Below are 17,570 nucleotides of genomic sequence, written 5' to 3'. Positions count from 1 at the left end.
TGCTAAAACGTTTTCATAATCTGAAAGGAAGCGGGCGTTGTCCGAACTGTGCGATTCCAGTGCCGTCGAGCTGCGCCGCCTGCTGGCCGCGCGGACGATCTCGCCTGTCGAGCTGCTCGACGCCTGCCTCGCGCGCATCGGCGCGATCAATCCAGCCGTGAACGCCGTCGTGACACTGGACGAAGCTGGCGCGCGCGCTGCTGCGCAGGCGGCCGAGGCGGAGATCATGCGCGGCGAGGATCGCGGCCCGCTGCACGGCCTGCCGGTCCTGATCAAGGACACCCAGGACACCGCCGGGATGCGCTCCACCTATGGCAGCCCGCTGCTGCGCGACAACGTACCGGCCGCCGACCAGGGTTCGGTCGCCCGCTTGCGCGCAGCCGGCGCCATCATCTTCGGCAAGACCAACACGCCGGAATGGGCGGCCGGCGGCAACACCCGCAACCCCGTGTTCGGCGCCACCGGCAATCCGTTCGACCCGATGCGCTCGGCGGCTGGCTCCTCCGGCGGCTCGGCGGTGGCGCTCGCCTGCGGCATGGCTCCGCTCGCTTCGGGCTCCGACACCGGCGGGTCCTTGCGCAATCCGGCCGGCTTTTCCGGCATCGTCGGCATGCGTCCGTCCTACGGACTCGTCCCGAGTGAGAAGCGCATCTTCGGCTGGTCGAACCTGTCGACCGACGGGCCGATGGCGCGCAACGTCGCCGACACCGCGCTGATGCTGTCGGTGATGGCGAGCGACGACGCCCGCGACCCGCTCGCCTACACCCTGCCCGGCGAGCCGTTGCGCGCGCGTGCCGAGCGCTGGGCCGCGCCGCGCCCCGCCGAGCTCGGCAAGCTGCGTCTCGCCTTCACCGAAGATTTCGGCTTCGCGCCGACCGAACAGGCGATCCGCCGCGTGTTCCGCAATCGCGTGAGCAAGCTCGCGCCGCTGTTCGCCGAAAGCCGCGAGGGAACGCCCGACTGCACCGGCGCGGACGACGCCTTCGCGGTGCTGCGCGCCGGCATGTTCCTGGCGACGCACGGCAAGAACTACAAGGAGCGTCCCGAAATGCTCGGCCCCAACGTCCGCGCCAATGTCGAGGAGGGCCTCGGCTACACGCTGGAGGATTACGCGCGCGCGGCAACGACGCAGACGCGGATCTATCGCGCCTATCAGAGCTTCTTCGCCAGCTGCGACGTGTTGGTCAGCCCGACCATCACGCTCACCCCGCGGCCCTGGTCGGAACTCTATCCCGCCGAGATCGACGGCGTGCCGACCAGATCCTATTTCCACTGGCTCGCGCTCGCCTATGCCGTCACGCTTCCCGGCCATCCGGCGATCAGCATTCCGCTCGGTCTCGATGAGGCCGGCCTGCCGTTCGGCCTGCAGATCGTCGGCCCGCGCGGCGGCGACGCCATCGTGCTCTCGATCGCCGCGAGCATCGAGGCGGCGTTCGCAAGCGATGCACAACTGTGCCGGCCCGTGCCCGACCTCGCGCGCCTCGCCGCAGCGCCGCCGCTGTCGGCCGCACCCGATTTTCTCACCTGGGAATGACCCGGGCCTGACAGGAGACTTCGTCCGATGCAAAGCGCGATCGTTCTCGGCGGCGGCATGGTCGGTGTGGGTGCGGCGCTGCACCTGCAGCGGCGCGGCTGGGCCGTCACGCTCGTCGACCGCAGGGAGCCGGGCCGCGAGACCAGCTATGGCAATGCCGGGATGATCCAGGCCGAAGCCGTGCGCCCCTATCCGATGCCCCGCGACCTCGCCTCTCTCGTGAAGATCGCCACCGGCCGTACCAACGACGTGCGCTACAGCCTGTCCTCGCTTCATCGTCACATCGAGCCGCTGCTGCGCTACTGGTGGCATTCGGCGCCGAAGCGGCATCGCGAAGCCATCGTCGGCTGGGCGCGCCTGATTGCCTACGCAACGCCTGAGCACGACATCCTCATTCGCGAGGCCCATGCCGGCAATCTGATCCGCCGCGCCGGCTATCGCGCGCTCTATCGCGATGCCACCGCCCTGGAGCACTCGATCAGGGACGCGGAGCAGGACCAGCGCGAATTCGGCGTGAACTTTCGCGTGCTGTCAGGCAGCGAATTGACGAAGGCCGAGCCGATCCTGCGCGATGATCTGCCCGGCGCGATCCACTGGCTCGACACTTGGACCGTGTCCGATCCGGGCGCACTGGTGACGGCCTATGCCGAGCTGTTTACGCGGCTCGGCGGCAGGATCATGCTCGGTGATGCGCAGAGCCTGCAACAGACCGCGACCGGCTGGTCGGTCGACACCGATCAGGGGCGCCTCGATGCCGCCCATGCCGTCGTGACACTCGGGCCATGGTCGCCGGATCTGCTCTACAAATTCGGCTATCGCATCCCGCTGGTGCGCAAGCGCGGCTACCACATGCATTATAGCGGCGGCGCCTCGCTCGATCTGCCCCTCGTCGACAAGGGCGGCGGCTACGCCATGGGTCCGATGGCCAAGGGCATCCGCATCACCACCGGCGCCGAGCTGACCGGTCCCGATGCGCTCGCAACACCCGTGCAGCTCGCCAGCGCCGAAGCATCGGCCCGCGAGCTGATCGATCTCGGCAAACGCGTCGAGCCCGATCCGTGGTTCGGCACCCGCCCCTGCACGCCCGACATGCTGCCGGTGCTCGGCCGCGCCCCGCGCCATCCCGGTCTCTGGATGAATTTCGGCCACGGCCACCAGGGTTTTACGCTGGGACCCGCGACGGGACGCCTGCTCGCCGAGATCATGAGCGGCGAGACGCCGTCGATCGATCCTGTGCCGTACCGGCCGGAGCGGTTCTAGCGGTCGACGTTCGCGGCGAGCACCGGAAGGCCGCGACCGCGCGAGCGAGCTCGACCACCGCGCCATTCTCGCACTCGGCGAGGAGCTCAAGGCTCCGATCGTCCCTCGATCGTCACAGGCGGGGTCGCGCTGCTCGCGCCCGGAAACGGCGCACCGCGCCGTTGGATCCGGATCAGTCCGTCGTGAGCGCGGTTTCCATGTCCGTCGGATCGATCTGCTGGCTCAGCCGCGCGTTGAGCTTGTCGCGGTCGAGCTCACCCTCCCACCAGGCCACGATCACGCAGGCGACGCCGTTGCCGCAGAGATTGGTCAGCGCGCGGCATTCGCTCATGAACTTGTCGATGCCCAGCACGATCGCCATGCCCGGCACGAGGCGCGGGTCGACCACCGCCAGCGTCGCCGCCAGCGTGATGAAGCCGGCGCCGGTGATGCCGGAGGCGCCCTTCGAGGTCAGCATCGCGACCACCAGGATGGTCAGCTGCTGGCCGAAGGTGAGATCGACGCCGAGCGCCTGCGCGATGAACAGCGTCGCCAGCGTCATGTAGATGTTGGTGCCGTCGAGGTTGAACGAATAGCCCGTGGGCACCACGAGGCCGACGACCGACTTGGAGCAGCCGAGCCGCTCCAGCTTCTCCATCAAGGACGGCAGCGCGCTTTCCGACGAGGAGGTGCCGAGCACGATCAGCAGTTCGTCCTTGATATAGGCCAGGAATTTGAAGATCGAGAAACCCGCAATGCGCGCGATGATGCCGAGCACGACGAACACGAACAGCGCAGCGGTGACGTAGAACGTCGCGATCAGGCCGATCAGATTGAGGATCGCGCCGGTGCCGAACTTGCCGATGGTGTAGGCCATCGCGCCGAACGCACCGATCGGCGCCGCGCGCATCACGATGGAGATGACGCCGAACACCGCATGCGCGGCATCGTCGATGAAGCTGCGGATGGTGTGGCCGCGCTCGCCCAGGCTCATGATGGCGAAGCCGAACAGCACCGAGAACAGCAGCACCTGAAGGATCTCGCCTTGCGCGAAGGCGCCGACCACGGTGTCCGGAATGATGTGCAGCACGAAGTCGACCGACTTCTGCCCGGCGGCCTGCTTGGCGTAGTTCGCAACGGCCGCCTCGCTCGCCGCCGCATTGCCGAAGCCTGCGCCGGGCCTCACGAGATTGCCGACCATGAGGCCGATCACCAGCGCGAAGGTGGAGACGACCTCGAAATAGACCAGCGCCTTCACGCCGATGCGGCCGACCTTCTTGGCGTCCTGAATGTGCGCGATGCCCGAGACGACGGTGCAGAAGATGATCGGGGCGATCACCATCTTGATCAGCTTGATGAAGCCATCGCCCATCGCCTTGATCCAGTCGTTGGTGGCGAGCGTCGGCCAGAGCCACCCGACGATGGCGCCGAGCACGATGGCGATCAGCACCTGGACATAGAGAATCTTGTACCACGGCTTGGCTGCGGCCGGCGCGACCGGCGCCGCCGCCATCGTTGTCGTCGTCATCGTTTCACTCCCCCTCGAACATTGGGGCCAGCCAAGATCAACTTGGCCGGCCCTGTCAATTGGAACCGCTCGGAATGGCGCGCTTTACCCGCGACGATCGACGATCCGGCGGGCTGCCGGCATCAATGTCGCCCCCAGCGCATTCTTGACCACGGACCCCGCGATGAACGGCGCAAGGCCGACCTGCCAGGCCTTGTCCGCGCCAAGGCCGATGCCGTAGGCCAGCCAGCCGAAACCCGCGGCCAGGATGACGACATGGCCGATCGCCATCGCCACAAACAGCAGCGCGATGCTGCCATCCCAGCCGCGCTCGGCGAGCCAGCCGGTGACGAAGGCAGCCAGCACGAAGCCGAACAGATAGCCCGCGGTCGGGCCGACCAGCGGTGCAATCCCACCCACGGGACCGGCGAACACCGGCAGGCCAAGCGCACCCTCGGCGAGGTAGGCGATCATGGTTGCGCTGCCAAGGCGCCAGCCATAGGCGGCGCCGATCATCAGCACCACCAGCGTCTGCAGTGTCATGGGCACGTAAGGCAGCGGCAGGTTCACCTTGGCTGACAGCGCCATCAAGGCGGTGCCGAGCCCAATCAGCACGAATGCACGCAGTGCACCGACTGTTTCGCCCGGACGGGTCGGCCACATCAATGCGGCGAGAGGAGAATGCGGGGAGGACGGGACGGAACGGTCAGACAAGTTGCACTCCGAAAAGGCTGGCGAAAACTGGCGGCTATTTAAGCCAGTGAGCGATCCGGTCAACTGCCTCCCGCATCTCGTCCGGCGAGCGCGCATAGGAAAAACGAATGAACGAGCGGCCATGGATGGGATCGAAATCGAGGCCGGGCGTCGCCGCAACGCGAGCCTGCTCCAGCATCTGCTTGGCGAACTCGAAACTGTCCGAGGTGAAATCGGAGACGTCGGCATAAAGATAGAACGCGCCGTCGGCCGGCAGGAACCTGGTGAGGCCGGCCTTCGGCAGTCCCTCGATCAGGATGCGCCGGTTTTCCTGATAGCCGTGCTTGATCTCCTCCATCTCGGCGGTGCCGTCGAAGGCGGCCTCGGCGGCGATCTGCGACAGGGCCGGCACCGAGATGGACAGGTTCTGCTGCAGCCGCTCGATCGGGCGCACCAAAATCTCCGGCACGACCATCCAGCCGACGCGCCAGCCCGTCATGCAAAAATACTTCGAGAACGAGTTGATCACGAGGGCGTGGTCCGACAGTGCCGCCGCCGTCACCGCCGGAAACGCGTAGTCCAGCCCGTGATAGATCTCGTCCGAGATGAAGCGGATCCTGGCGTCTTCCGCCGCCGCGATCAGGCCGGAGAGCGCCTCGCGGGACATCATCGTTCCCGTTGGATTGGCGGGACTGCCGACCAGCACGCCCTTCAGCGGTGCCTTGCGATGGGCGGCAAGCAACGCCTCGCCGGTGAGCGCGTGGCGGGTCTCGTTCGTGGTCTCGATCAGCACCGGCTCGCAGCCGAGCGCAGTCAGGATGTGGCGGTACGGCGGATAGCCCGGCACCGTCACGGCGACGCGGTCCCCGGGCTCGAACATCGACAGGAAGGCCAGGATGAATCCGCCGGACGAGCCCGTCGTCACCACGATCCGTTCGGGGCTGACGTCACACCCATGGACGTCGCGATAGTGCCGCGCGATCCGCTCGCGCAAGGAGGGGATGCCGAGCGCGGAGGTATAGTCGATCCGGCCGGCCTCGAGCGCCGCATGGGCGGCCGCGATCGCGGTTTTCGGCGCGCCGGCCGCGGGCTGGCCAACCTCCATGTGGATGACATGGCCCCCGGCGGCCTCGATTCGGGCCGCGGCGGCCATCACGTCCATCACCATGAAGGGGGGAACGTCGCTGCGGCGGGAGGGCGCGAGCCACTGCCCCAACCGGTTCCTCAATGTCGCATCCTGCATCGATTTCTGCTATTTCGCTGGCGGACCGGCTCCGTCCGGTCCTTCAAAACGGGGCGCTTGCGCCCCAGACTGGCCGCATTGTACGGCTCATAAGGGGTACGGCTCCTAGGCCATATCGCGTATCCGGTCCGCCGCCAATCGCCAAACAACTGCTTTTCAGGTCCCTTGTCGAGACCGTTTGACCCAGACCGCTTGATGTTGCTCCAGACCGCATTGCGCAAGAAGGCCTCCGCCCTCACCGCCCTCGTCACGGCCGCGGCGATCGCCCTGGCGCCGCTCCCGGCGGCACGGGCGCAGAGCAAGGGGCCGCCGATCCTGCGCGATACCGAGACCGAACAGCTGCTGCGCGAATACACCCGCCCGATCCTGCGCGTCGCCGGGCTGGAAAAGCAGAACATCCAGATGGTGATCATCAACGACGGCGCGTTCAACGCGTTCGTCGCGGATGGCCGCCGCATCTTCGTCAATTACGGCGCGATCCTCCAGTCGGAGACCCCCAACCAGATCATCGGCGTGCTCGCGCACGAGACCGGGCATCTGGCCGGCGGCCATCTGTCCAAGCTGCGCGAGCAACTCGCCAACGCGCAGACCCAGATGATCATCGCGATGCTGCTCGGCGCCGGCGCGATCGCAGCCGGCAGCACCCGCAGCTCGAGCGCCGGCAACAACGGCCTTGCCAATGCGGGCGCTGCCGCGATCGCAGGTCCCCAGGAGATGATCCGCCGCACGCTGCTGTCCTACCAGCGCCAGCAGGAGGAGAACGCCGACCGTGCCGGCGTGAAATTCCTGACCGCCACCCAGCAGTCGCCGAGGGGCATGTACGAGACCTTCAAGCGCTTCACCAGCGAGAGCCTGTTCGCCGCGCGCGGCGCCGACCCCTATCTGCAGTCGCATCCGATGCCGGCCGAGCGCGTCGCCGCATTGCAGGAGTTCGCCAGCAGCAGTCCCTATTGGGACAAGAAGGACGATCCCGCGCTCCAGCTCCGCCACGACATGGTGCGCGCCAAGATCTCGGCCTTCATGGAACGGCCGGAGACGGTGTATCGCCGCTATCCGCAGACCAACGACAGCATGCCGGCGCGCTATGCCCGGGCCATCAGCACCTATCTGCACGGGGATCTGCGCAGCGCGCTCGCCCAGATCGACGCCCTGATCCAGGTCCAGCCCAACAACCCGTACTTCTACGAGGTGCGCGGCCAGGCCCTGCTGGAAAGCGGCAAGCCCGCCGAGGCGATCGCCCCGCTGCGCAAGGCGGTACAGCTCTCCAACAACGCGCCCCTCATCGAGATGTTACTTGGGCAGGCTCTGGTTGGAACCGATAATAAAGCCTACACCGACGACGCTGTTCGGATTCTTCGCGCCGCGGTGGCGCGGGAGCCCGAGGCGGTGCTCGGTTATACCCAGCTCGCGATGGCCTATGGCCGGAAGGGCGACTATGCCGAGGCGGATCTGGCTTCGGCGCAGGCCGCTTACCTGCGCGGCGACAACAAGACCGCCCGCGAGCTTGCAACGCGCGCGAAAACCCGTTTCGCCGTCGGCACGCCCGGATGGGTCAAGGCCGACGACATCGTGGCGGCCAAGCCGCCGCGCAACTGACGAGAACGACGCCTAAGACCACGACGTCACGACACCGAGCTTTGAGTCCGCCGGACGTTTTCCGAAACCTGCTTTGGATAAGAGGATTTCCCTATGCCTTCGCTGCGTCTGCTTGCCCCCGCGCTGTTTGCGCTCGCCATGTTCGGCGCAACCGCGCCCGCGTCGGCCGACAGCTTCTCCGATGCCCAGCGCACCGACATCGAGGCGATCATCAAGAACTATCTCGTCACCCACCCCGAGGTGCTCGAGGAGGCGATGACCGAGCTCAGCAAGCGCCAGGCCGCGGCCGAAACGCAGAAGCACGAGGCCAGCATCGCGCAGAATGCGGAGGCGATCTTCAACTCCCCGCGCCAGGTCGTGCTCGGCAACAAGGATGGCGACGTCACCTTCGTCGAGTTCTTCGATTACAATTGCGGCTACTGCAAGCGCGCGATGGACGACATGCTCAACCTCATGAAGGGCGATCCGAGGCTGAAGGTCGTGCTGAAGGAGTTTCCGGTGCTGAGCCAGGGCTCGGTGGAAGCAGCGCAGGTTGCTGTCGCGGTGCGCATGCAGGACCCCTCCGGCAAGAAGTATCTCGACTTCCATCAGAAGCTGCTCGGCGGCCGCGGCGCGGCCGACAAAACGCGCGCCATGCAGGCGGCCAAGGAGGCCGGCCTCGACACCGCCAAGATCGAGAAGGACCTTGCCAGCCCCGAAGTGCGCGCCACCATCGAGGAGAACTTCAAGCTCGCGGAGGCGATGGGCATGAACGGCACGCCGAGCTACGTGATCGGCAAGCAGATCGTGATCGGCGCGATCGGCCTCGAAGGCCTGAAGGAAAAGATCGGCGTTGCCCGCTGCGGCAAGGCGACCTGCTGATTCTCACGTTTTTGGATATCGAAGACGCGGAAAGGCCGGCTGAAAAGCCGGCCTTTTTCCTGCGCGAAACCTTGGCGCGATCCTGCCAGGTCGTTCATCCGGCATTCAACAAACAAATGCCCGGGAACAAGCGAAGTTCCGGAACAACTCAAATCTCCTTTCGTTGTCGGCGCGGGCAATGACGCAGAGAAACACGTGAGGAGAATTCAATGTTGAACCGCTTTATGATCTCGGTTGCCGCACTGGCGCTCGTCGCCGGCACCGGTCTGGCGAACGCACAAGACAAGGGCCGCGACAGTGGCGGCGCTGGCTCGCAGCAGATGCAGCATTCGCAGCCGTCCGGCGGCGCCGCCGAGCGCGGCGGCTCGATGGGCCGCGATTCCTCGAGCCATGACAAGGGCACCGTGGGTCAGGCTGGCGGCCGGGCCTCCGAAGAGAAGTCCGGTGCGATGAAGGACGAGCACCAGGGTCGCGAGATGAACAAGAACGCGGCCGAGGACAAGTCCGGCGCGACCAAGGGCCAGCGCACCGACGAACGTGCGCAAGGTCAGATGGACAAGTCCCAGCAGGACAAGTCCAAGAGCATGAGCCAGGACACCACCAAGTCCGGCCAGAGGGACAAGGACATGAAGGCTGAGGGCAGCAAGAGCGGCACCTCGACCAACAATGCCGAGACCCAGAAGGGTACCACGAGCACCAACCAGAACGCTCAGGGTCAGACCGGCACCAGCACCAACCAGAACGCCCAGGGCCAGACCAGCACGAATACGACGGTCGGCCAGGCGGGCGCCGGTGCCAAGCTCTCGACCGAGCAGCGGACCCAGATCACCTCGGTGATCCGCGAGCAGCGCGTGGCGCCCGTGACCAACGCGAACTTCGCGGTCTCGGTCGGCACCCGCATTCCGCGGGAGGGCATCGAGCTGCACGCCCTGCCGTCTCGGGTTGCGACGATCTATCCGGAGTGGCGCAGCTACCGCTACGTCATGGTCCGCGACCAGATCGTGATCGTGGATCCGAACACCTACGAGATCGTCGCGATTCTCGACGTCTAGGGCTGATGACAACTATCGAAGGGGCGGGCAGCAATGCCCGCCTCCTTGCGTTTGGCCGGCAGCCATGCTTTGGACTGGTTAACAAGCAATTTCCGTAGCTTCCGCACAGGTTTTTGCACCCTGGATGAGGTACCTGAAGGCCTCTCGGAGGCCCCTCAAGGCTTCCCCTGGGGCGCTTTGTTACCTATAACCCGCCACGCCGAAGCACCTCTTCCGGGATTGGAATGGCAGAACCAGCAACCGACACGATCCTCGTTCTCAACGGGCCGAACCTCAACATGTTGGGGACGCGCGAGCCTGAAAAGTACGGTCATGCGACGCTGGCGGACGTCGAGGCGCTGTGCCGCGAGACGGCGGCGACGTTTGGCCTCAAGGCCGACTGCGGCCAGTCCAATCGCGAGGGCGAGCTGATCGACTTCATCCACGAGGCGCATGCGCGCAAGATGAAGGGCATCATCATGAATGCCGGCGGCTATTCGCACACCTCGATCGCCTTGCACGACGCGCTGCTCGCGGTGCAGATCCCGACGGTCGAGGTGCATGTGACCAACAGCCACGCCCGCGAGAGCTTCCGTCACCACTCCTACACCGCACGCGCCGCGTTCGCCTCGCTGTGCGGTTTCGGCATCGAAGGCTACCGCCTCGCCATCCAGGGCCTTGCCGCCAAGCTCGGCATCAAGCCCAAAGCCTGACGCTCCCTTCCAACAGAACATTCGGATCAAACAACATGGCGCGCCAGCCAGACGACAAAGCAGCCGCAAAGTTTTCCAGCGAGGATTCCGCGCTCGTCCGCGAGCTCGCCCTTCTGCTCGACGAGACCAGCCTCACCGAGATCGAGATCGAGCGTGCGGGCCTGCGCCTGCGCGTCGCCCGCAACATCAGCGTTGCCGCGACGATGCCGATGCCGCTTGGAGCCGCTCCGGCCCCCCTCCCAACGGCGGCAAGTGCCGCCGCACCAGCAGCCGCCGCAGCCGATTTGTCGAAGCACCCCGGCGCGGTCACCTCGCCGATGGTCGGCACCGCCTATTGGGCGCCGGAGCCCGGCGCCAAGCCGTTCATCGAGGTCGGCAGCAAGGTCTCGGTCGGCCAGACGCTGCTGATCATCGAGGCCATGAAGACCATGAACCAGATTCCCTCGCCGCGATCAGGCACAGTGACGCAGATCCTGGTCGAGGACGGCCAGCCAGTCGAGTACGGCGAGCCGCTCGTCATCATCGAGTAATTGTGGAGGGCGGCCAGCCCCGCCCTCACCGCCTTCCGCGCGCCAGTCCCTCAAGGGCACCATGTTCGACAAGATCCTCATAGCCAATCGCGGCGAGATCGCCCTTCGCATCCTCAGGGCCTGCAAGGAGCTCGGGATCGCGACCGTGGCCGTGCACTCGACCGCCGATGCCGACGCCATGCATGTGCGCCTGTCGGACGAGAGCGTCTGCATCGGGCCGCCGGCGTCCAAGGACAGCTATCTCAACGTGCCTGCGCTGCTCGCGGCTTGCGAGATCACCGGCGCCGATGCGGTGCATCCCGGCTACGGCTTCCTGTCCGAGAACGCGCGCTTCGCGGAGATCCTCTCCGAGCACAATCTGCATTTCATCGGTCCGAAGGCCGAGCACATCCGCCTGATGGGCGACAAGATCGAGGCCAAGAAGACCGCCAAGAGGCTCGGCATCCCCGTGGTGCCCGGCTCCGACGGCGCGGTCGGCCCCGACGATGACGCCATGGCGATCGCGAAGAAGATCGGCTTTCCCGTGCTGGTGAAGGCCGCGGCGGGCGGCGGCGGTCGCGGCATGAAGGTCGCCCACAGCGAGGCCGACCTCCAGCTGGCGCTGTCGACGGCGGCCAACGAGGCCAAATCCGCTTTTGGCGACGCCTCCGTCTACCTGGAAAAATACCTCCAGAAGCCGCGCCATATCGAGATCCAGATCCTCGGCGACGGCCGTGGCGGCGCGATCCATCTCGGCGAGCGCGACTGCTCGCTGCAACGCCGCCACCAGAAGGTCTGGGAGGAAGGCCCCTCGCCGGTACTGGCCGCCGCCGCGCGCGCCAAGATCGGCGAGACCTGCGCCAAAGCGATGCGCGAGATGAAATATCTCGGCGTCGGCACCATCGAATTCCTGTACGAGGACGGCGAGTTCTACTTCATCGAGATGAACACGCGTATCCAGGTCGAGCATCCCGTCACCGAGAGCATCACCGATATCGATCTCGTGCTGGAGCAGATCCGCATCGCCGCCGGCGGCGATCTGCCGGCGAAGCAGGAGGAAGTCCAGGTCATCGGCCACGCGATCGAGTGCCGCATCAATGCCGAGAACCCGCAGACTTTCCGCCCCTCGCCCGGCCGGATCCAGCAATATCACCCGCCCGGCGGCCTCGGCGTCCGGATCGATTCAGCGGTCTATCAGGGCTACACGATTCCGCCTTATTACGACTCGCTCGTCGGCAAGCTGATCGTGCACGGCAAGACGCGCGCCGAATGCCTGATGCGGCTGCGCCGGGCCCTGGACGAGATGGTGGTGGAAGGCATCGAGACCACGCTGCCGCTGTTCCGCGCATTGGTGCGCGAGGACGACATCATCAACGGCGACTACCACATCCACTGGCTGGAACAGTATCTGGCCGGCAAGGCGGAACCCGCCGCCAAATAAATCCGGCGGCGCCGGGAACCCATTGCCCTCGCGGGCGTTTTGAGCAGCTGGTAGCTGTTTGGAAAGGGGCCTTGGATTTCCTTTGATCTCGACTGGGCGACACCGTCGTGACGGCTGAGGCGCAGCGGCGGCGCGCATTTTGGCAGGTCCTGCTGTTCGCAGCGGGCCTTTTGGTGCTGACCGTGATCAGCGCCGGCTCCGTCTACCTCGTCAACAAGGCGAGAGACGACAGCAAATGGGTGGTCCACACCATCGAGGTGGAGAACCAGGTCAACGCGCTGTTGCTCGAGATCCGGCGCGCCGAGAGCGGCGCGCGCGGCTTTCTCCTGACGCAGGGACCGGATTTCCAGTCGGAGCATGAGAGGGCCGTCGCAGCCACCGTGCCCGCGCTCGACAAGCTCACGCGCCAGATCGGCGACAGTCCGGTGCAGCGCGACAACGTCGAGAAGCTGAGTGCCGCGATCGAGGTCCGGCTCGACCAGTTCGCGCGCGAGATGGATTTCGTCCAACAGGGCCAGTTCGACAATGCCAAGGCTCTCGTGCGCGAGGCCGCTGCAGGCAACACCACCACCACGATCACCAATCTCGGCAACGCGATGATCCGCGAAGAGGAACGGCTATTCCGGCAGCGATCCGTCAATGCCGACCGCAGCCAGACGCTGGCCGCCTCCCTCACCGGGATCGGCTCGGGCCTCGTGGTGGTGCTGGCGCTGATCTCGATCTGGCTGCTGCGGCGCTCGGCGCGCATGCGCGACGAGGCCGAGACCCGTCTGCGCGATGCCTACGCCAATCTGGAGGCCCTCGTCGACGAACGCACGGCTGACCTGCGCGAGGCCAACAACGAGATTCAGCGCTTTGCCTATATCGTGAGCCACGATCTGCGCTCGCCGCTCGTCAACATCATGGGCTTCACCAGCGAGCTCGAAGAGCTCGGCGGCGACATCTTCCGCCGCGTCAGCAGCCTCACCCACGTCCCGGCCGACGGACCGCCTCTGGTGGCCGGCCCCACCGACGAGATCGTGCTCGAAAGTCCAGACAGGCAGCTTTCCGAAGATTTTGCCGAGGCGCTCGGCTTCATCAAATCGTCGATCGCCAAGATGGACCGGCTGATCTCGGCGATCCTCAACCTCACCCGCGAGGGCCGGCGTGAATTCCAGCCGGAGAAGATCGACATGCGTGAGTTCGTCGAGGCCATCGTCTCGACGCTGGCGCATCAGGCCGCGGAAGCGCAAGCCGAGATCCACGTCGAGCCGCTGCCCGACATCGTCAGCGACCGCCTTGCGCTGGAGCAGATCTTCTCCAACCTGATCGACAACGCGATCAAGTACCTGAAGAACGGTGTGCCCGGCGAGATCAGAATTCGCGGGCGGACCAAGCTCGGCTACGCCATCTTCGAGATCAGCGACAACGGCCGCGGCATCGATCCGAAGGACCATCAGCGGATATTCGACCTGTTCCGCCGTGCGGGAACCCAGGACAAGCCGGGACAGGGCATAGGCCTTGCACATGTGCGTGCACTTGTGCGCCGTCTCGGCGGCACCATGTCGGTATCGTCGGAACTCAACGCGGGCAGCACGTTCACCATCACGCTGCCCCTCGCCTGGAACGCCAGCACCCGGAACGCAGATCGATGACGCAGCCAGTCACCATCATCATGATCGAGGACGACGAGGGGCACGCCCGCCTCATCGAGCGCAATATCCGCCGCTCCGGCGTCAACAACGAGATCGTCTCGTTCGCCAACGGCACCGACGCGATGAGGCACCTGTTCGGCGCCGACGGCAGCGGGCTTTCCCAGAAGGGCAATGCCCTCTTGATCCTGCTCGACCTCAACCTGCCCGACATGAGCGGGATCGACATCCTGAAGCAGATCAAGGAAAACAGATATCTCAAGGCCTCACCGGTGGTCGTGCTCACGACCACCGACGATTCCCAGGAGATCAAGCGCTGCTACGAGCTCGGCTGCAACGTCTACATCATCAAACCCGTCAATTACGAGAATTTTGCCAACGCCATCCGGCAGCTCGGGCTGTTCTTCTCGGTCATCCAGGTCCCGCCTGCCACCCCATGAAACAGCGAACGCCGACACTGCTGTATATCGACGACGACGAAGCGCTGGCGCGCCTGGTCGAACGCGGCCTGACGCGGCGCGGCTACAGGGTCGTCCATGCCGCCAGCGGCGAGGAAGGCCTCGAGCACATCCGCCGCGCGGGAGCCAGTGGGTGCATCGACGTCGTGGCGCTCGACCAGTACATGCCGGGTCTCGACGGCCTCGACACCCTCGAGCAGATCATGGCGATTCCGGACGCCCCTCCCGTGGTGTTCGTCACGGCCTCGCAAGACTCAAGCATCGCGGTCACGGCGCTGAAGGCGGGTGCGGCCGACTATCTCGTCAAGGACGTCAAGGGCGACTTCATCCCCCTGCTCCACGTCGCGGTCGAGGGCGCGCTGCGCCAGGCCGAGCTGCAGAAGGCACGCGAGGAAGCGGAAGCCGAGATTCATGCCTCGCGCGACCGCTACGCCGCGCTGGCCGCCGAACGCGAGCTCCTGCTTCGCGAGGTCAATCACCGCGTCGGCAACTCGCTCCAGATCATCGCCTCGCTGCTGCACCTGCAGGCCAGCTCCGCCACGCAGGAAGAGGTCAAGGCCGCGCTGACCAACGCCATGGGCCGCGTCGCTGCGGTCGCGCAGGTGCACCGCCGCCTCTACACCTCGCAGGACCTGAAGAGCGTGGTCATGAACCAGTATCTGGATTCGCTGCTCGAGGATCTGCGCCGCTCGGCCGAAGGTAACCGGATGTCGCGCCTGACACTGACGGCCGAGCCGATCGAGATCGACCCGGACCGCGCGGTCGCCGTCGGCATCATCGTCAACGAGCTGGTGATGAACGCGGTGAAATACGCCTATCCCGACGGCGCCGGCCCGATCCATGTCGAGCTGACCTCGCAGGGCGAGGATCTCCTGCTGACGATCGCCGACGACGGCGTCGGCGACAACGTCAAGGCCGACCCGCGCTCCACCGGTATGGGCCAGCGCATCGTCGCGGCCATGGCGACCAAGCTCGACGCCTCGGTCGAGCGCGACCCCACCCATTCCGGAACCCGCATCGTGCTGCGGTTCCAGCGTACCCCCGCCGCGCCGGACAAGGCCAACAGCGCCGCCGCGAGCTGAGTCGCCCCCCATCGCAACCGCTTTGCGATCCTGCTATTGTCGCAAGCCATGACTTCGCGCGATTCCGCCTCGTCTGAGATCACGCCGGCCGTGCTGCTGCGCGCCTATGCCTGCGGCATCTTTCCCATGGCCGAAAGCGCCGACGATCCAACCCTGTTCTGGGTCGAGCCGGAGCTGCGCGGCGTCATCCCGCTCGACGGTTTTCGCGTGGCCTCGCGGCTTGCACGCACCGTGCGTTCGGATGCCTTTCGCGTCACCGTCAACACCGCGTTCAAGGCCACGATCGCCGGCTGTGCCGCGCCGCAGGCGGGGCGCGAGGACACCTGGATCAACAAGCGCATCCGCGATCTCTATGGCGGCCTGTTCGAGCTCGGCCATTGCCACAGCGTCGAAGCCTGGCAGGGCGACGAGCTCGTCGGCGGGCTCTACGGCGTGAGCCTGGGACGCGCCTTCTTCGGCGAGAGCATGTTTCACACCGCGCGCGATGCCTCGAAGGTCGCGCTGGTGCATCTGGTGGCGCGGCTGATCCATGGCGGCTTCGAGCTGCTCGACACGCAATACGTCACCGAGCATCTGAAGAGCTTTGGTGCGGTCGAGATTTCGCGGCGGCGCTACACTGCGCTGCTCGACAAGGCGCTCGCTGGTGATCCCGGCGACTTCCTGAGGCTCTCGTCCGGCGACGCCATCCCGGGCGCACGCGCGCTCGAGATCATCGCCTCGCGACAATAATCGATAGCTCGCCTAAAGCATGATCCGGAAAAGTGCGTAGCGGTTTTCCGAAATGATCATGCGCATACAACAACCTGAAGCGCGATGAGATTCATCCCGATCTCGTCGCGCCTTAGCGGCCGAACCCGGGAAGACCGAACAGACCCGGCCGCTGCTCCGGCTGCGGAGGCGGCGGCGCCGGCTGCTGCTGCGGCGGTGGCGGCAACGGCTGCGGCGGACGCTGCTGCACCGCCTGCTTGGGCGCGGCCTTCTTCTGCGCGGGAGGTGGCGGCGGCGGTGCGGGCTTGTTCGCAGGATCGGGCGCCGCGGTCGCAATGGTCTGCTGCGGCTCTTTGCAGTCGGTCAGCCAAATGTCGTAGATCGGATGCTCGACGCCGTGCAGGCCAGGGCTTGCGGCATACATCCAGCCTGAGAAGATCCGCTTCACCTCGCCCTGCAAAGTGATCTCGTCGACCTCGACGAAGGCATCGGTATTGGCGGCTTCCGTCGCCGGCCGGGTGTAGCAGGCGTCGGTCTTCACCCGCAGCGCGCCGAACTGGACGGTCTCGCCGATCTCCTCGTCGAAATTAATGATGCGCCCGGTGATCTTGTCGAGGCCGGAGAAGGTCGCCTTCTTGTTCACGATCTTCTGGGCCGGCGGCTCGGTCACGACCTCGTCGCCCGGCTGCAGGCTCGCCGGCGTCTGCGGCACGGCGCCGCCCGGCCCGCCTTTCTGCTGCGGCTGGCGCTGACCGGGCGCAGCCGGGGCGCCTTGCGGACTGGGCGGAGCGATCGCGGCGGAGGGCGGCTGGTTGGGCGGAGCGACGGTGGAGCCCGGTGGCGGTGCCAAAGGCTGGGTCTCGACCGGTCCCGGCATGACGTTCCCCTGCCGGCCCGGCGGCGGTGCCATGGGGCGCGACGGCAGCACGCGGCCCTGCGGCGGGAGTTCGGGGACCTCCTCGTCGTCATCAGGGATCTGAGGCTGCGGCTGGCCGCGCGGAATGCTGCCCGGCGGCCGCGGCGGCGGATCGGAGAAGATCGTGCCGATCTGCGCCTGCGCAGGCGTCGCAACCGTCAGCGCGGTGGCGGCCAAAAGTGCCGCAAGGCCCGTCAGGGTAAAGGTTTTGAACATCTCGCGCGGCTTCAACAGCGAATCGGGCTTGTTGGACATTCTACAGGGGATACCGCCGCTCGCAGGCCCTCGGGTTAACACGGCGAATACGGCGGGGGAAGGGCGGCATCCCTGCCGTTCCCGGCGCCATCTGGCCAGACCGGCACCCGGATGGGATAGTCGTACACTCCCTCCCCGGGGCGCAAGGCGGGT

The 17,570-nt window shown here is 66.2% G+C and carries 16 protein-coding genes; 12 read left to right on the top strand and 4 right to left on the bottom strand.

Going from position 1 to position 17,570, the window contains the following annotated elements:
- Positions 1-37: 37 nt before the first annotated feature.
- Positions 38-1,534: an amidase gene (locus tag ACNJYB_RS18570; protein WP_439375242.1), complete on the top strand. Its 1,497-nt coding sequence runs from the start codon at positions 38-40 to the stop codon at positions 1,532-1,534.
- 27 nt (positions 1,535-1,561) lie between these two features.
- The gene (locus ACNJYB_RS18565; RefSeq protein ID WP_439375241.1) at positions 1,562-2,794 is read left to right on the top strand and encodes an NAD(P)/FAD-dependent oxidoreductase; all 1,233 of its coding nucleotides are present in this window, start codon (positions 1,562-1,564) and stop codon (positions 2,792-2,794) included.
- 172 nt (positions 2,795-2,966) lie between these two features.
- Here the strand turns inward: ACNJYB_RS18565 and ACNJYB_RS18560 are convergent, their stop codons facing one another.
- The 3 genes from ACNJYB_RS18560 to ACNJYB_RS18550 all read right to left on the bottom strand — a co-directional run bounded on the left by ACNJYB_RS18560 (position 2,967) and on the right by ACNJYB_RS18550 (position 6,216).
- Positions 2,967-4,301, bottom strand: coding sequence for a dicarboxylate/amino acid:cation symporter (locus ACNJYB_RS18560; protein ID WP_439375240.1), 1,335 nt, complete (start codon positions 4,299-4,301; stop codon positions 2,967-2,969).
- Positions 4,302-4,385: 84 nt separating this feature from the next.
- Entirely contained in the window at positions 4,386-4,943 is a 558-nt protein-coding gene (locus tag ACNJYB_RS18555; RefSeq protein ID WP_439375593.1) for a biotin transporter BioY, read from the bottom strand.
- An 85-nt stretch (positions 4,944-5,028) separates the two neighbouring features.
- Complete coding sequence (locus ACNJYB_RS18550; RefSeq protein WP_439375239.1) at positions 5,029-6,216, bottom strand: pyridoxal phosphate-dependent aminotransferase; 1,188 nt, start codon at positions 6,214-6,216, stop codon at positions 5,029-5,031.
- A gap of 195 nt (positions 6,217-6,411) precedes the next feature.
- On the opposite strand from ACNJYB_RS18550, the gene ACNJYB_RS18545 reads away from it, so the two are divergent.
- From ACNJYB_RS18545 to aat, 10 genes are all read left to right on the top strand, one after another.
- Positions 6,412-7,812 (top strand): M48 family metalloprotease, encoded by a 1,401-nt coding sequence (locus tag ACNJYB_RS18545; protein ID WP_439375238.1) that lies wholly within the window; start codon positions 6,412-6,414, stop codon positions 7,810-7,812.
- Between the two features lie 93 nt (positions 7,813-7,905).
- Positions 7,906-8,673 (top strand): DsbA family protein, encoded by a 768-nt coding sequence (locus ACNJYB_RS18540; protein ID WP_439375237.1) that lies wholly within the window; start codon positions 7,906-7,908, stop codon positions 8,671-8,673.
- A 209-nt stretch (positions 8,674-8,882) separates the two neighbouring features.
- Entirely contained in the window at positions 8,883-9,725 is an 843-nt protein-coding gene (locus ACNJYB_RS18535) for a DUF1236 domain-containing protein (protein WP_439375236.1), read from the top strand.
- Between the two features lie 224 nt (positions 9,726-9,949).
- On the top strand, positions 9,950-10,417 hold the full coding sequence (gene aroQ, locus ACNJYB_RS18530) for a type II 3-dehydroquinate dehydratase (protein WP_439375235.1): 468 nt from the start codon (positions 9,950-9,952) through the stop codon (positions 10,415-10,417).
- A gap of 35 nt (positions 10,418-10,452) precedes the next feature.
- Positions 10,453-10,947 carry an acetyl-CoA carboxylase biotin carboxyl carrier protein gene (gene accB / locus ACNJYB_RS18525; RefSeq protein ID WP_439375234.1) on the top strand — a complete coding sequence of 165 codons (495 nt, stop codon included), beginning with the start codon at positions 10,453-10,455 and terminating at the stop codon, positions 10,945-10,947.
- A 61-nt stretch (positions 10,948-11,008) separates the two neighbouring features.
- A complete protein-coding gene (gene accC, locus ACNJYB_RS18520) occupies positions 11,009-12,367 on the top strand; it encodes an acetyl-CoA carboxylase biotin carboxylase subunit (RefSeq protein ID WP_439375233.1) in 1,359 nt (452 codons plus the stop codon).
- 107 nt (positions 12,368-12,474) lie between these two features.
- Positions 12,475-14,001 (top strand): sensor histidine kinase, encoded by a 1,527-nt coding sequence (locus tag ACNJYB_RS18515; RefSeq protein WP_439375232.1) that lies wholly within the window; start codon positions 12,475-12,477, stop codon positions 13,999-14,001.
- A complete protein-coding gene (locus ACNJYB_RS18510; protein WP_439375231.1) occupies positions 13,998-14,438 on the top strand; it encodes a response regulator in 441 nt (146 codons plus the stop codon). Before ACNJYB_RS18515 ends, ACNJYB_RS18510 begins: the two co-directional genes overlap by 4 nt.
- On the top strand, positions 14,435-15,538 hold the full coding sequence (locus ACNJYB_RS18505) for a sensor histidine kinase (RefSeq protein WP_439375230.1): 1,104 nt from the start codon (positions 14,435-14,437) through the stop codon (positions 15,536-15,538). The genes ACNJYB_RS18510 and ACNJYB_RS18505 overlap by 4 nt, the downstream gene beginning before the upstream one ends.
- 48 nt (positions 15,539-15,586) lie before the next feature.
- Positions 15,587-16,267 (top strand): leucyl/phenylalanyl-tRNA--protein transferase, encoded by a 681-nt coding sequence (aat, locus tag ACNJYB_RS18500; protein ID WP_439375229.1) that lies wholly within the window; start codon positions 15,587-15,589, stop codon positions 16,265-16,267.
- 112 nt (positions 16,268-16,379) lie between these two features.
- Here the strand turns inward: aat and ACNJYB_RS18495 are convergent, their stop codons facing one another.
- A complete protein-coding gene (locus ACNJYB_RS18495) occupies positions 16,380-17,417 on the bottom strand; it encodes a DUF2155 domain-containing protein (RefSeq protein ID WP_439375228.1) in 1,038 nt (345 codons plus the stop codon).
- Positions 17,418-17,570 lie beyond the last annotated feature (153 nt).

Origin of the sequence: Bradyrhizobium sp. SMVTL-02 (assembly GCF_051853005.1) — a bacterium.
Lineage (GTDB): Bacteria > Pseudomonadota > Alphaproteobacteria > Rhizobiales > Xanthobacteraceae > Bradyrhizobium.
The sequence above is the reverse complement of the archived record's forward strand: the minus strand, read 5'-3'. Positions and strand labels throughout refer to the sequence as shown.

Coding starts and splice junctions, on each gene's coding strand:
- ACNJYB_RS18565 (WP_439375241.1), top strand. CDS start 1,562: ATGCAAAGCGCGATCGTTCTCGGCGGCGGCATGGTCGGTGTGGGTGCG.
- ACNJYB_RS18560 (WP_439375240.1), bottom strand. CDS start 4,301: ATGACGACGACAACGATGGCGGCGGCGCCGGTCGCGCCGGCCGCAGCC.
- ACNJYB_RS18555 (WP_439375593.1), bottom strand. CDS start 4,943: ATGTGGCCGACCCGTCCGGGCGAAACAGTCGGTGCACTGCGTGCATTC.
- ACNJYB_RS18550 (WP_439375239.1), bottom strand. CDS start 6,216: ATGCAGGATGCGACATTGAGGAACCGGTTGGGGCAGTGGCTCGCGCCC.
- ACNJYB_RS18545 (WP_439375238.1), top strand. CDS start 6,412: ATGTTGCTCCAGACCGCATTGCGCAAGAAGGCCTCCGCCCTCACCGCC.
- ACNJYB_RS18540 (WP_439375237.1), top strand. CDS start 7,906: ATGCCTTCGCTGCGTCTGCTTGCCCCCGCGCTGTTTGCGCTCGCCATG.
- ACNJYB_RS18535 (WP_439375236.1), top strand. CDS start 8,883: ATGTTGAACCGCTTTATGATCTCGGTTGCCGCACTGGCGCTCGTCGCC.
- aroQ (WP_439375235.1), top strand. CDS start 9,950: ATGGCAGAACCAGCAACCGACACGATCCTCGTTCTCAACGGGCCGAAC.
- accB (WP_439375234.1), top strand. CDS start 10,453: ATGGCGCGCCAGCCAGACGACAAAGCAGCCGCAAAGTTTTCCAGCGAG.
- accC (WP_439375233.1), top strand. CDS start 11,009: ATGTTCGACAAGATCCTCATAGCCAATCGCGGCGAGATCGCCCTTCGC.
- ACNJYB_RS18510 (WP_439375231.1), top strand. CDS start 13,998: ATGACGCAGCCAGTCACCATCATCATGATCGAGGACGACGAGGGGCAC.
- ACNJYB_RS18505 (WP_439375230.1), top strand. CDS start 14,435: ATGAAACAGCGAACGCCGACACTGCTGTATATCGACGACGACGAAGCG.
- aat (WP_439375229.1), top strand. CDS start 15,587: ATGACTTCGCGCGATTCCGCCTCGTCTGAGATCACGCCGGCCGTGCTG.
- ACNJYB_RS18495 (WP_439375228.1), bottom strand. CDS start 17,417: ATGTCCAACAAGCCCGATTCGCTGTTGAAGCCGCGCGAGATGTTCAAA.